The organism is Flagellimonas lutimaris, assembly GCF_051494225.1.
GTDB classification, from domain to species: domain Bacteria; phylum Bacteroidota; class Bacteroidia; order Flavobacteriales; family Flavobacteriaceae; genus Flagellimonas; species Flagellimonas lutimaris_A.
Map to the genome: position 1 here is coordinate 199,798 of NZ_JBNPYE010000005.1, position 12,339 is coordinate 212,136.

Sequence of the window (12,339 nt, forward strand, 5' to 3'; positions counted from 1 at the left end):
TTGAAGTTACCGATGACTAGGTATATAAGTAAACATTTAATGATATGGTAGCAAAATTTAAATTTAGGTATATGCATTTTCAAGCAGATGCACGACATATCCAAATGAAGTAAAAAGGAGTGTTTCATTGAAAATACCCTAAAACAGGAAAGAGAAATGTAATTTATAATGTAAAACAATTAAAAATAACTACAAAAACAATTCATTTCCCTTGTTTGGAATGATGAATAATAGGATTAATAGGTTGATTAAAAAATGAATAGGTCTAACAATATATAAAAACCTTGAAGTAAGAATTTTCACTAGTAAAAATTAATTAAACAATAGACTATGGAGCGTTTAAAAGGAAAAATTGCAATTATTACGGGAGCTTCCCAAGGAATGGGAGAATCACATGCGAGGAAATTTGTCGCAGAAGGAGCCAAGGTGGTATTAACGGACCTTAACGAGGCACGAGGAAGGATGATAGCGGATGAATTGGGTACAGAGAATGCGTTGTTCGTAAAACAGGATGTGGCCAAGGTCGATGATTGGAAAAATGTCGTTTTACAAACAGAGACAGTATTTGGTCCGGTTAATGTTCTGGTGAACAATGCAGGGATCCTAGGTCCAGTTGCCAACGCACTAGAGTTAGAGGATGAGGCGTATCAAAAGGTAATTGATATCAATCAAAATGGTATTTTTTATGGAATGAAATACACTTTGCCCTCTATGCTCAAGGCAGGGATTGGTTCCATTGTCAATATTTCATCCATTGCTGGAATTGTTGCTATTTATGGGTATCCAAACTTGGCCTATATGGGAAGTAAATTTGCTATAAGAGGAATGACCAAAGCGGTAGCCGTGGAGTTCGCCAAGAATAATATCCGGGCAAATTCCGTGCATCCAGGATTCATCAAAACACCGATGATGGCACAAGCCACAGATGAAGAAGGAGGCAGTGCGACTCAGTTTATTCCATTGGGTAGACTTGCTGAAACATCAGAAGTGAGCAATTTGGTTGTTTTTCTTGCATCTGACGAATCATCCTATTTGACTGGTACAGAGCAAATTATTGATGGAGGGATGAGTATACAATAAAAAATGTACCATATTGAATTATTTAAATATTCAAAGTAAAACAAATTATGGCAACATTTATGACTATCTCACAAAGTGTGCAAATAGTAAATTAGCGGGGCATGCCCCCGCTAATTTTTTGTCCAATTTTAAATATTTTCGAATTAGGAAGAAAGAAGAATTGTTCAACGACGATTTCCTAAAGCAGTTCAAGACCGGAGGCGAGTTGAACGTTTTTTGAAGAAGCCCTAAATAAAGTATCGAGAAGGTTCTCGAAGAGAGACTTGACGGCCTTTGAATTACGAAAAGCATGAGCGCCCCTCCAGCGCTAATTCCCGAAAAGGCCGCTCAAAAAAGAGAATGGGAACCTTTTTTGGAGAGTCCGTCCAGGATTGCCGCACCAAGATACAGGGATACGTCCTTCGTCCCCAAACGGGGCATTATGATAGACGAACTGGAAAACATTATTGTGTCCCTTTATGCCAAGGGCATATCGGTAAGCGATATCGGGGTGTAGATACATGAAGGCTATGGCTTTGAGGTATCCACTTCCACTATATACTGATTCACTACATCGATTACCTTAACTGATTCACCGATACCATCAAGAATGTGTTTTCCGGGTCCAGGATTCAAATATGTATGGTCCACCAGATACGCATTGCCTACCGGTACAAGGTATGGAAGGACAAAAAGGAATTTCCGGCATGATGGGCATCTACTACGTTCTCAAGGAGGAGGCCGTAAGGGTTGCCCTGGAGGGACAACTGGCACGAACTGGCCGTACTCTATATATCCCCTTGGAGATGTAGATTCACTACATGACCAACCTTATCGATAACGTGAACGGGAAGATGAGAAATACAGGGATAATAAGCTTTCCTTCCCGACCCAAGATGCAGTGGATTCCATATATTTTACGGTACGGAGACCATAAAAGATGTTCGGTGCCACCAAGAACGGAGGCGTCATCCTGAACCAGTTCCTTAGGACCTACGAAAGAAGGTAAGGCTGTAAAAAAGCCAAACCCCTGCTATTTTCAACTTACATGATTATCGTGGTACCCAACATTTATTGAGATGGTCAATAACACGCCTTAATAATAGTATGTTTCAACCATTATAGGAATTTTACAGATAATACTGGGAATTTACATTTTCAACGTTCCGTTGGAAACATATGGGGCTTTGATTATTTTATTCAGTTTATCTTTTTTTGGTTTAGGGAATTCATTTTCTATTCAAAACAAAGACGAATTAGATGGTTGGAGCTAGTATTTGGCTATGTTTTCTAAACTCTTATTGGCATTGTTTTGCTAACAAGACTTAAGATCTTGGCTATGAAGCTCTACCCTTTTTTGTGGGAATCACTCTGCTTTTTGGTTCTGCTCAAGGACTTGGATTTGCATTTGAGATTATAAATCACGGTGTGATAATTTGTGGCAATTTGCCGATTGTTAGTGTTTTGGGAATTGTTTTCTCCATACGGTTTTTGTCCAATTCTTTTCTTATAGGGATTTCATAGATGGTACTTACTACTTTGGCTTTTATCTTTTTGGGAATTGAAGGAATTCTTCTTTCTGTTCAACCGAAAGAACCAAAGAATTTTCCATCAATGTTCAGCAAAGACCTTAAAGAAAAACCAGAGGGCTTGGAAGAAGGATTTTATGCACATTTGAAGGATAACAGAGATTAATGGGTTCATTATTGGAATGGGAAAATAAGTAAAAGAGTTATATCTTGGCTATATAAGAAGGGGTTGGACAAAAGCCAGTTCTGCACCAACATATCAATGTATTACCAGAGTTCTATCAAAGTGGGCAGAGACTATTTGTTCTTGAGCGACTTTCTTGAAATTTTAAATAGATCCACTTGCTTACATGGAATGTCACTTTCGGATGTGATTCTTGGTATAGTTCCGCAGAATATGGGGTTCTGTGGGGATATCAAACGGTATCAATTTAAGTAATTGGAAAGAGATTGAAGGTGTTTTAGCTTTTGATTCAAGTGTGTTTTTTTGTTTTTGAGAGAATAAAATGGAGATGATGGTTTTCCAAGTCCATATCCAATTCGTGACATTTGTGTGTTAAATTTTAAATTGTGTCTTGCAAAGACACTGATTTATGAGAATATTTTAAATGGAGACGCAGTCTTTTGTATCAAGTATTATAAGGTTTATTTCCCCTTTTTCTTTTTAGGACAGCTCATTGAAAAAGCACAATCTTCAGATTGGATTATAATAATTTCAATGAAAAGATTGAAAACAGCTGTGTTTTATTAAGAGCAGTTTGTTACTACAAACAAAAAAGCCCCTTTTTAAGGGGGCCAACCAAACAAATCGAGAAGAGGGGTAGTGTGGTACTACCAAGCCAACTCGTAGGTGTTCCCACTGCCCATGGTCAGTGTTGCAGTCTGGTTTCCGGTGAATACCAAAGTGCCGGAATAATCGTATGTATTTCCATTGGAAGCCTTGCCTACAAAGCTGGCGTAAACTGTTCCCGAGGTCACATTATAGTTGGCCTTCAAGATGGTAAGATTTGTAGTGGTGAATTCCATAGTACTGGTGAACGAGTTGATGCTGCTCACATTCGACTCTTGGGATCCTGAAACGGTGAACGTTTCATTTACAACATAGCTGGATTGTGCATCATCCAAGTTTTGGATATTGATACTCGCACTGGTGCTGGCCTCCGAAGAGATTCTTGGACCATCATAGCTGGAGGTTCCGGTAAGGTCAAAATCGGCCGCTGAAGGAATGATTCCTGTACCGCAGTCAATGATCCAACTCCATATCAAACTGGCACTATAGGTAACATTGGCTGACTGACCGGAAATGTTGTAGGAAGAACCATATTCCACACCACATTCATAATCCTCGGCTTTATCGGAAGCGGAGTTATCTTCCTCCATTGTGTAAATGGCCTGATTGGTCTGCTCCACCATTCCTCCGGATTCTGGGGATACGGCCATGGCGATGGCTTCGGCAGCTTCTTCCTCTGTAATGGAAGTTTCGGTGCCATCATTGGAGTCATCATCATCACTACATGATGCAAAGGTCAGGGTCAATACGGCCAATCCAAGCATAATGGGATTGTTTCTTTTCATTGTTGTTTTGGGTAAGATTAGATGTTTCATGATTTTTAAAGGTTTAAGATTAATTTTCTTTTTGTTGTTATTTTTTGGCTAAACTACTTATGTCCTTAGGGTGAGGGAGGCAGAAAAAAGGCGAACCTGCCAATTCTGGGGGTGAGCCTGTTGTTATCCCTTGTAGTCCATTTTTCCTTTGAAATAATCCACGAACCCCTTGAAGACCAACACAAAGGGATTGTTACTGATAAAGCCTGTGGTCACCCCATAGGTGGCCTTAATGGTTTCAGGTTGATAGGTGCCGAACCATCGGTCCCATACCATAAACACGCCCCCGAAGTTTTTGTCGATATATTGCTCATTGGATCCATGGTGTACCCGATGTGCCGACGGTGTGGCCAGTATACCTTCTATAAAACCCAACTTGCCCACGGCTTCGGTATGGAGAAAGAACTGATAGAGCAGGTTGAGACCAAAGGAAGCTGCAATAAACTCAAACGGCAAGCCAATTAGTATGAGGGGGGCTACCACAAAAGGGGTGAGCAGGGCACTGAGCCAATTCAATCTATAGGATACCGTAAGGTTCATGAACAGACTGGAATGATGCACCAAATGGAACGCCCACAACAATTTTATTTTGTGCGATAGCCTGTGGTACCAGTAGTATACAAAGTCCACGGCCACAAAACTGATCAGGAACACCACAGCGGTGCTCTTCAAATGGAACAATGAAAACTGGGATAGATAGCCCATAATCGTGTATTGAAATCCAAAAAAGAGGACCTTCGATAATTGAAACCCGATAAAAATGGCCAAGTTGGCCAACGTGTCCTTGGTGCTGTACGCCTTTTTATCCTTGCGCCAACTCCAAATGATCTCCACTACCACCAAAGCCAATAAGAACAAGAATACAATACCCCCAAATCCAGCACGAAAATTGTTGTCCATGATTTCTTTTTAGGGCTAAGTTGGTTCGAAATATAAAGCTGTGTGGGAGCAAAGTAGGTGAGGCTGAAAATGTTAGCGTTGAAATTTCCTTTAAGGTCGGTTAACAAATTGGCATTTTGGTTCAACCTTTAATTTTGCAGGCTTGCCCCCCGAATACCCTCTTTGAAGGAATTTTTCATGGCCAATCCTATAGGATTGGAAATATTTTTGGAGCAAAACAACAATCATGAAAAGACTTTTTGCAACCACATTTTTATTGCTGTTGCTTTCCGCATGTTCTAGCGATTCGGAAAATTTCAATGGGGATGAAACCCAATACCAAACCATTTATAGGATACCCGTTGTGGTGCACATAGTGCATAACGGGGAAGCTGTTGGATCAGGCGCGAACATCAGTTATGCCCAAATCCAATCGCAAATTGAAGTACTCAATGAGGATTTTAGAAGGAGGATTGGAAGCAATGCGTTCAACGAAAATGAAGCCGGTGCAGATACCTTGATAGAGTTTTTTCTGGCCACCGAAGACCCGAACGGTAGCGCTTTGGAAGAACCGGGTATTGATCGTGTGGATGGGGGGCGTTCCGAATGGCCCAAGGGATTTTTAAGGAATCCGATTGAAACCAGCTTGAAACCGTTCACCATTTGGGATCCCGAAAAATATTTCAACATTTGGACCGTAAATTTTGGTGGATTTGCCAGTAGGGATTTGTTGGGATATGCACAATTTCCGGATGAGTCCGGTCTGCCAGGGTTGAATGTGGACAATGGACCCGACAATACAGATGGAATCGTGATCGGGTACAAATATTTTGGCTCTAGCGAAAAGGGCAATTTTCCCGATTTGATCGCTCCATACGATTTGGGAAGAACCACCACCCACGAAGTTGGCCATTGGTTGGGTTTAAGACATATTTGGGGCGATGGGGACTGTACCTATGATGACTATTGTCTCGATACACCTTTATCGGCCGAACCCAGTTATGGTTGCCCGGTGGATAAAATCACCTGCACCGAATTGGAAATGACCGAAAATTATATGGACTATACGGATGATGGTTGCATGAATGTCTTCACTCTAGATCAAATGGATCGCATGCATGCCGTGTTGGAAACCTGTCCAAGGAGGAAAGAACTCGTGGTGTTGGTTCAAGAACCGATGTATTGATCATTCATCCAACCATTTCTTGAATTCAGGGGCTTTGGCCTTGCTCACAATGATTTTTTCATGGGGCCTGGATTCCACATTGATGATCAATCTGCCGTTGAAGTAAAAATCAATGTCCTTTACTGCCCAACGTTGCACTATAAACTGGCGGTTGGCCCTATAAAATAGTTTTGGTGAAATCTCGGCCAATATTTTGTCCAATGTGGAGTCAATGATGTATTTTTTGCCATCGGAAGTATGGGCATAGACCACTTCCTGTTCGGTAAAGAACCAATGGATTTTTTCCACAGGTAGAGGGATCAATTTATTTTGGAAGTGTACCAAATAGGCCTCGCGATAGGATTTGTTCTCATTGGTCTGGAGGTAGTTCAACAGTTCTTGGATCTTGTCGTTGCCAGTTGATTTAATGCCCCGAGCATCCCTGAATTTCTGGAGGGCATTGGCCACTTCATCCCTTTCAAAAGGCTTGAGGATATAGTCCAGCCCGTTTACTTTAAAGGCCTCCAATGCATAATGATCATAGGCGGTAATGAATATGACAGGGACGGAGGGCTTTATGGTTTTGAAGATGTCGAACGAGAGCCCATCCGTTAACCGAATGTCCATAAAAAGTAGATCACAGGCATCCATATTTTCCTGCAACCAATCCACAGAACTTTTCACGCTGTCCATTTTGTTCAACACCTGGATTTCCGGATTCAGCTCTTTAAGGGTAAACTCCAGATTTCTGGCAATGGCCGGTTCGTCTTCAATAATGGCGATGTTTATGGACATGTGATAAAGGATTTAAGGGAAGTTTTACGGTAAAATGATCTTCTGTTTTTTCAATCTCAATGGAATGGCCCATCAGGATGTTGTAGCGTTCGTTCAAGTTCAACAGTCCAATTCCTGTTGAAGGTTCTTTGTACACGGCTTCATTGAGGGTGTTCCTAAAATGCAAGGCCCCGTTTTCCTGAAAAATATCGATCTGCAAGGGCATTTCCTTTGAAACATAATTGTGTTTTACTGCATTTTCCAACAAGGGTTGCAAGGACATGTGGGGCAACCGGATGCCTTTGGTCCTTGGGACATCAATATGGACCTGAAGGGCTTCCTCGAACCTCATTTTAAGCAATTGGATGTTCGAGTCCAACAGCTCCAACTCTTTGTCCAGACCAATGAGTTGCTCTTGGTGGTTGCCAAGGGAATATCGGAACACCTTGGAAAGGTGGGTAATATAATCTTGGGCCTTTTGCGGATTTTCCCTGACCAATGCCGAAAGACTGCACAGGGCATTGAACAAAAAATGAGGGTTGATCTGGGCCTTTAGGTTTTTGATCTCTGCGTCAAAATAGGCCGTTTTCAATTGCTCGTTCTCCTGTTCCTTTCTTTTCTGAACTCGATTAAGAAGTAATATTTTAACCAAAATAGCAATGAGCCCTAGACTGGTAACAAGTCTAAAGAAATATCCCCATAAGAACAACTTGAGGTTGAGCACATTTTGGAAGAGAAATTTTTGGGTTGCACTTCCGATAAATAGAAGAAGTATGAAAAAAAGGGAGTTTGAAAGAATGTACATTAGCATTTTTCTTCTGTTTTTGCTCTTATTCCAGTTGAGCAATTTGAGGTTCAGATAGCCGAAAAAAATACAAAAACCAAATTGAAACAAAACTTGAAAGGCAAGTTCAGGGGCATTGAACACCCAAGGTGGTCCAATGGTCCTCGCCTCGCCGGGTAACAAAACAAACAACCGATGGACATTTAATGTAATGGCCACAAAAACGGAAGTTAGCAACAATACCCTTTTTTCTGTTTTGATCATTTTCATTTTTGTAAGAATACAAAGGCTTCCCGGATCAAAACCAGTAGATCGGAAAGCCTCGGATTAAGAATGAACAACCGCTTTTTATTTTATGATTTGTTATTTTGTTTGTAACGATCTTTGAGCATACTTCGGTTTTGCTTTTGGAGTTTCTTAAAGGCCTTGTACTGATTGTTGTTTAGAAGTTTTTTCATCTCATTGTTTTTGTTGGATTGCAAGGATTTGAGTTCTTTTATTTTTGAAATTTTGGAACCCTCACCTTCCCGTATATTCATCATTTTTTCGTGATATATGTTGCTGATTTCGATAAAGATTTCTTTCGTTTCTCCCGTTAAACCCAAGGTTTTGATCTGTTGTTCTAACGATTCGGAATAAACCTCATTGTCCTCTTGGGAAAGGCCCAAGACGGATGTGAATAGCAAAAATGTAAGTACTAATTTTTTCATGATATAGAAATTAAGTTAGTATAATTTTAGCTTAAAATCAGGTGCAAAGGAGAGCCATAATGGTTGAGGTGGAAAAAAGAGGGGGGTCAAACTTATTTTAATAAGGTTAAATTTTTGAAATATCCAATTGCGAAAAGAATCATATAAAATAAAAAGTAAAGAAGTTTCCATTGTTTAAAAAATCAATAAAGTTATTGGAAAAAGAATATTTATTTTTTAATTGAAAATGATTCTTAATTTTGATAACGGAAAGGAGATTTAAGCAAAAGTCACCTATTCGGTTACCTTTTTGGAAAAATAAAGTAACATATTGGTTTATAGTGGTATACTGGATTTTTATTGGTTCGGTCATACCGAAGGTCACAGCCTTTGAACTCCTTGAGGAAAACACAGTAGAAACCAAAATAGAGCTGTACCTTTTTGTTGCCGTCCCAATCCCTTGGATTGGCCAATGACATATCCAAAACATTCACCAAAGGGTGTAACGTTTTGTGAATACTCAGCAGATTATAGTCATTAATGCTCTCGAATCTGTACATGCCTTCCATATCCTATCTTATTTATTGTTAACAAAGTTAGAAATTTCAAAAGGGTTGCATATCAAGGGATTGGAATTCAGTAAAAATGGTACTACTTCCAGTATTTTTGGTACAAAATGAGCCTCTTTCTGTTCCAACATTTGTATCATGAAGAAGATACAATTGAACAATGGGGTCGAAATACCCCTTTTGGGATTCGGGGTTTTTCAAATACCCGATTTGGAGGAATGTGAACAAATTGTGCTCAATGCCATTGATACCGGATATCGCTTGATCGATACCGCAGCTTCTTATTTTAACTAGGCCACCATCAAAAAAACTGGGGTATGCAGGGAGAATCTGTTCATCACGACCAAACTATGGATACAGTCCCGTGGATATGAGGGAACCTTAAAGGCTTTTGACCTTGGTTTTTCAGAGTCCAACCACTTCAGTCATTTTTTTAAAAGGAGGGAAGGTCTATCACCAGTGCAATTTCGTGGGGAATGAACATATAAAACAGAACCAAAATTTAGTTTTTTGCTCAAAAAACACTTATTCCAAATACTGCTTCAAAATTTCAATTTTAGAAGAGCTCTTTAACCGGTTCAAAGCCTTTACCTTTATTTGTCTTACCCTTTCTGTTGTGAGGTCTAAATGAAAGGCAATTTCTTCCAGTCCCATGGAATCTTCTGCTCCAATCCCAAAGGACATTTTGATAATATAGGCCTCCCGATAGGACAAAATCTCCAAAATATCATCGATTTCCAGCTGCAACGATTGATCTAACAACTTTTGTTCCGGACTAACAAACTCATTGGAATGCATTGTGTCGTGTAAGCTCAACCCTCCATCTCCAATTTTGAATGGTTCATCCATGGAAAGGCCAAGAAGAGTGTTTTAAGCAAATTTGGATCTCTGATAGCGAAAAATCGATCATTTCTGATATTTCTTCTGCGGTTGGCAACCTTTGATGCATTTGTTCGAAATGGGAAGAGACGTTGTTTATCTTGTTGATCACATTTATTTTGTTCAAGGGCAATCTGACCATCCTTGATTTTTCCGTAAGCGCCTGTATAATCCCTTGGCGTATCCACCATACCGCATAGGAAATAAACTTGAAGCCACGCGTCTCATCAAATTTGGATGCCGCCCTGACCAAACCAATATTCCCTTCGTTAATGAGATCGTGTAAATTTAGACCCCTTGATTGGTATTGTTTCGCCACGGAAACAACGAATCGCAAATTGGCCGACACCAATCTTTCCAGAGCTGTAGATACCCCAATCTTTAGGACAGGATTTCTACAAAACTAATATAATTATCAAGCTACTCTTTTAAATAGATCAATGGGTCTTTCATAGTCGATGGACTGGTGTCTTCTTTCATGGTTGTAATAATCAAAGTACTCTGCCAATAACAGATAAAGGTCCATACCGTCCCTTGGAGGGTTCAGGTATATCTTTTCGTATTTCACGTTTCTCCATAGCCTTTCGATAAAGGCATTGTCCGTGGCCCTTCCCTTACCGTCCATGCTCAGGCGTATTCCCTGACCCAAAACATAATTGGCGAACTCCTCGGCGGTGAACTGGCTTCCCTGGTCCGTATTGAGGATCTCAGGTGTCCCGTGCTCACCTATGGCCTCTTCCAATGTTTCCCTGCACCATTGGGCATCCTTCCTGCCCGATTCAAAGACCTGCTCGGCCCCATCAAGGAAATCGCGCTTCCATGCGCTGATCTGGGTAGGGTGTATCTCGTACTTCTGGGCAAGTTCGGCAAGGCTATGCCGCTCTTTCAAGGCTTCCAGAACAACCTTGGTCTTGAACTTCGGGGTAAACTTTCTTCGTGTCATATTCAGTAAATTTAATGATTAAACTTACTGCCCTAATTTTTGGGGTATCTACACTTTTACTCTTTCGATTTTGTGTTTAATGATATAATGCTGTAAAGTGATTCCTTTCACTTCAGAAAACGTGTTGGACAAATACGTGTAGTCATACCCTAATTTTTCACTTAAATACCCGGAGTAATTGGTTTTTGGGATCTCATCGGTATGATGGATCATTTCGATTATTGCGTTCTTGATTTTTTCAATCAATATGCTCTTCTTGTCATCCAATAATTCCAATCCAGACTTCAGTAGATTATTTTTGAGTTGGATTCTCTTTTCATGGGTAATTTCCTCCTTAGTTTCCACCATGCCCAGATTCAATGTAACATAATCCAGTCCCAACTTTGTCAATTCTTCCTTTACCAAACATTTTACAGCGAAGACTGACCATGTATTTTATATATAATTTCATTCATTCATTTTGAATGGTCTTTCTCAATTCCAAGGATTTGATCAATAAACTTTTGACTGTCTAAATTTTCTCAAACACCAACCGATAATGGTCCATTATTTCCTTTTCAAAGCATATTTTGTTTGGGCTGATTTTAAAGACGGCCACTTGATGTCTAAATTCCTTGTCCATAACGTATTTGGGTACTAGGGATAAGTAGAGCCAATATTTTTTCAGGTTGAACTTCCTGAACTTCTTTCGCCATTGGCTTATCGTCTCAATATAGTCCAGCCTTCCACTACTTTGTGAGATCAATTTAAAATTTGGTTCGGCATTTCGTATCACCATTTCCGGGCCGTAGGGCAACCATGAACCCGGAAATTCTTTGACCATCAGTGCCATGACATGGGCTGCTGAGCCTTTTTTGGCCTTGACGTCCAGTTCCTCAAAATCGATCATGTTTTTGCTAAACGTCATGGTCTGCATGTAGAACCTACCTCCTTTTGGCAATAAATCATTAAGGGTTCTGAAAAAATCACTATATACCTTTTCTTGATTCCCCTCTTTCCACTCCTCAACCGAACAAAAATGTTCTAAACCTCCTATACAGGCTATGGCATCAAAGGTTCCAAAATCTTCTGGTTTTACATACCGGCAATCCTTTACAAACACATTTAGTCCATTCTTTTGGCATGCCTCCGCTTGCCCTTTCGATAAGGTCAATCCAATACTGATGGCTCCCCTTTCCTTTGTGATAAAATGGGAGAATGGACCCCAGCCACATGCCATATCCAACACCTTGCTTTCCCCATCTATATTGAGGCTGTCCGCTATAAACCTGTTCTTTTCCTTTTGCGCCTCATCCAAGGACATTGAAAAATCACCATCATATTTGGCACCGCTGTAATCAGCGGTTTCACCCATGCTTAAACGGAATATTTTGTCTATGGTGGTGTACGTAAAATCCAAATCTGCCTTGTCTGCCATTCTATTTATTTTAGGTTTAATTACTCATTTCCGCAGCACATTATCTC

The 12,339-nt window shown here is 40.2% G+C and carries 15 protein-coding genes and 1 pseudogene; 5 read left to right on the plus strand and 11 right to left on the minus strand.

What is annotated here, in order from left to right; translation table 11 throughout:
• Positions 1-330: 330 nt before the first annotated feature.
• From ACQQ5U_RS11925 to ACQQ5U_RS11935, 3 genes and pseudogenes are all read left to right on the plus strand, one after another.
• Complete coding sequence (locus ACQQ5U_RS11925; RefSeq protein ID WP_437397785.1) at positions 331-1,080, plus strand: glucose 1-dehydrogenase; 750 nt, start codon at positions 331-333, stop codon at positions 1,078-1,080.
• Positions 1,081-1,222: 142 nt separating this feature from the next.
• Positions 1,223-2,068, plus strand: a pseudogene (locus ACQQ5U_RS11930) (transposase).
• Positions 2,069-2,583: 515 nt separating this feature from the next.
• Positions 2,584-2,754 carry a hypothetical protein gene (locus ACQQ5U_RS11935; protein WP_437397787.1) on the plus strand — a complete coding sequence of 57 codons (171 nt, stop codon included), beginning with the start codon at positions 2,584-2,586 and terminating at the stop codon, positions 2,752-2,754.
• A gap of 665 nt (positions 2,755-3,419) precedes the next feature.
• On the opposite strand, the gene ACQQ5U_RS11940 is transcribed toward ACQQ5U_RS11935, so the two are convergent.
• Both ACQQ5U_RS11940 and ACQQ5U_RS11945 read right to left on the minus strand, forming a co-directional pair.
• Positions 3,420-4,193: a hypothetical protein gene (locus tag ACQQ5U_RS11940; RefSeq protein ID WP_437397788.1), complete on the minus strand. Its 774-nt coding sequence runs from the start codon at positions 4,191-4,193 to the stop codon at positions 3,420-3,422.
• A 123-nt stretch (positions 4,194-4,316) separates the two neighbouring features.
• Complete coding sequence (locus ACQQ5U_RS11945; protein ID WP_437397789.1) at positions 4,317-5,093, minus strand: sterol desaturase family protein; 777 nt, start codon at positions 5,091-5,093, stop codon at positions 4,317-4,319.
• A 226-nt stretch (positions 5,094-5,319) separates the two neighbouring features.
• Here ACQQ5U_RS11945 and ACQQ5U_RS11950 point away from each other — a divergent pair, with 226 nt between their 5' ends.
• A complete protein-coding gene (locus tag ACQQ5U_RS11950) occupies positions 5,320-6,258 on the plus strand; it encodes a zinc metalloprotease (protein ID WP_437397790.1) in 939 nt (312 codons plus the stop codon).
• Here ACQQ5U_RS11950 and ACQQ5U_RS11955 read toward each other — a convergent pair whose 3' ends face one another.
• The 4 genes from ACQQ5U_RS11955 to ACQQ5U_RS11970 all read right to left on the minus strand — a co-directional run bounded on the left by ACQQ5U_RS11955 (position 6,259) and on the right by ACQQ5U_RS11970 (position 9,053).
• Entirely contained in the window at positions 6,259-7,032 is a 774-nt protein-coding gene (locus ACQQ5U_RS11955) for a LytR/AlgR family response regulator transcription factor (protein ID WP_437397792.1), read from the minus strand. It abuts the gene before it with no gap.
• Positions 7,007-8,059 carry a sensor histidine kinase gene (locus ACQQ5U_RS11960; RefSeq protein ID WP_437397794.1) on the minus strand — a complete coding sequence of 351 codons (1,053 nt, stop codon included), beginning with the start codon at positions 8,057-8,059 and terminating at the stop codon, positions 7,007-7,009. The genes ACQQ5U_RS11955 and ACQQ5U_RS11960 overlap by 26 nt, the downstream gene beginning before the upstream one ends.
• Before the next feature lie 89 nt (positions 8,060-8,148).
• Positions 8,149-8,505 (minus strand): hypothetical protein, encoded by a 357-nt coding sequence (locus tag ACQQ5U_RS11965; RefSeq protein WP_437397795.1) that lies wholly within the window; start codon positions 8,503-8,505, stop codon positions 8,149-8,151.
• 281 nt (positions 8,506-8,786) lie between these two features.
• On the minus strand, positions 8,787-9,053 hold the full coding sequence (locus ACQQ5U_RS11970; protein WP_437397797.1) for a hypothetical protein: 267 nt from the start codon (positions 9,051-9,053) through the stop codon (positions 8,787-8,789).
• Positions 9,054-9,191: 138 nt separating this feature from the next.
• On the opposite strand from ACQQ5U_RS11970, the gene ACQQ5U_RS11975 reads away from it, so the two are divergent.
• Positions 9,192-9,347 carry a hypothetical protein gene (locus ACQQ5U_RS11975; RefSeq protein ID WP_437397798.1) on the plus strand — a complete coding sequence of 52 codons (156 nt, stop codon included), beginning with the start codon at positions 9,192-9,194 and terminating at the stop codon, positions 9,345-9,347.
• Positions 9,348-9,578: 231 nt separating this feature from the next.
• On the opposite strand, the gene ACQQ5U_RS11980 is transcribed toward ACQQ5U_RS11975, so the two are convergent.
• The 5 genes from ACQQ5U_RS11980 to ACQQ5U_RS12000 form a co-directional block, all read right to left on the minus strand.
• Complete coding sequence (locus ACQQ5U_RS11980; protein WP_437397799.1) at positions 9,579-9,902, minus strand: sigma factor-like helix-turn-helix DNA-binding protein; 324 nt, start codon at positions 9,900-9,902, stop codon at positions 9,579-9,581.
• The gene (locus ACQQ5U_RS11985; RefSeq protein WP_437397800.1) at positions 9,895-10,251 is read right to left on the minus strand and encodes a sigma-70 family RNA polymerase sigma factor; all 357 of its coding nucleotides are present in this window, start codon (positions 10,249-10,251) and stop codon (positions 9,895-9,897) included. The genes ACQQ5U_RS11980 and ACQQ5U_RS11985 overlap by 8 nt, the downstream gene beginning before the upstream one ends.
• Before the next feature lie 96 nt (positions 10,252-10,347).
• Positions 10,348-10,875, minus strand: coding sequence for an integrase core domain-containing protein (locus tag ACQQ5U_RS11990; protein ID WP_437397801.1), 528 nt, complete (start codon positions 10,873-10,875; stop codon positions 10,348-10,350).
• Between the two features lie 48 nt (positions 10,876-10,923).
• Positions 10,924-11,280: a hypothetical protein gene (locus ACQQ5U_RS11995; protein ID WP_437397803.1), complete on the minus strand. Its 357-nt coding sequence runs from the start codon at positions 11,278-11,280 to the stop codon at positions 10,924-10,926.
• A gap of 106 nt (positions 11,281-11,386) precedes the next feature.
• Positions 11,387-12,292, minus strand: coding sequence for an SAM-dependent methyltransferase (locus tag ACQQ5U_RS12000; protein WP_437397805.1), 906 nt, complete (start codon positions 12,290-12,292; stop codon positions 11,387-11,389).
• Positions 12,293-12,339 lie beyond the last annotated feature (47 nt).

Excerpts from the sequence above, each read along its gene's own strand:
- ACQQ5U_RS11950 (WP_437397790.1), top strand. The coding sequence starts at position 5,320 with ATGAAAAGACTTTTTGCAACCACATTTTTATTGCTGTTGCTTTCCGCA.
- ACQQ5U_RS11990 (WP_437397801.1), bottom strand. The coding sequence starts at position 10,875 with ATGACACGAAGAAAGTTTACCCCGAAGTTCAAGACCAAGGTTGTTCTG.
- ACQQ5U_RS11975 (WP_437397798.1), top strand. The coding sequence starts at position 9,192 with ATGAAGAAGATACAATTGAACAATGGGGTCGAAATACCCCTTTTGGGA.
- ACQQ5U_RS11960 (WP_437397794.1), bottom strand. The coding sequence starts at position 8,059 with ATGATCAAAACAGAAAAAAGGGTATTGTTGCTAACTTCCGTTTTTGTG.
- ACQQ5U_RS11965 (WP_437397795.1), bottom strand. The coding sequence starts at position 8,505 with ATGAAAAAATTAGTACTTACATTTTTGCTATTCACATCCGTCTTGGGC.
- ACQQ5U_RS11955 (WP_437397792.1), bottom strand. The coding sequence starts at position 7,032 with ATGTCCATAAACATCGCCATTATTGAAGACGAACCGGCCATTGCCAGA.
- ACQQ5U_RS11925 (WP_437397785.1), top strand. The coding sequence starts at position 331 with ATGGAGCGTTTAAAAGGAAAAATTGCAATTATTACGGGAGCTTCCCAA.
- ACQQ5U_RS11935 (WP_437397787.1), top strand. The coding sequence starts at position 2,584 with ATGGTACTTACTACTTTGGCTTTTATCTTTTTGGGAATTGAAGGAATT.
- ACQQ5U_RS11970 (WP_437397797.1), bottom strand. The coding sequence starts at position 9,053 with ATGGAAGGCATGTACAGATTCGAGAGCATTAATGACTATAATCTGCTG.
- ACQQ5U_RS11940 (WP_437397788.1), bottom strand. The coding sequence starts at position 4,193 with ATGAAACATCTAATCTTACCCAAAACAACAATGAAAAGAAACAATCCC.
- ACQQ5U_RS12000 (WP_437397805.1), bottom strand. The coding sequence starts at position 12,292 with ATGGCAGACAAGGCAGATTTGGATTTTACGTACACCACCATAGACAAA.
- ACQQ5U_RS11945 (WP_437397789.1), bottom strand. The coding sequence starts at position 5,093 with ATGGACAACAATTTTCGTGCTGGATTTGGGGGTATTGTATTCTTGTTC.
- ACQQ5U_RS11980 (WP_437397799.1), bottom strand. The coding sequence starts at position 9,902 with ATGGATGAACCATTCAAAATTGGAGATGGAGGGTTGAGCTTACACGAC.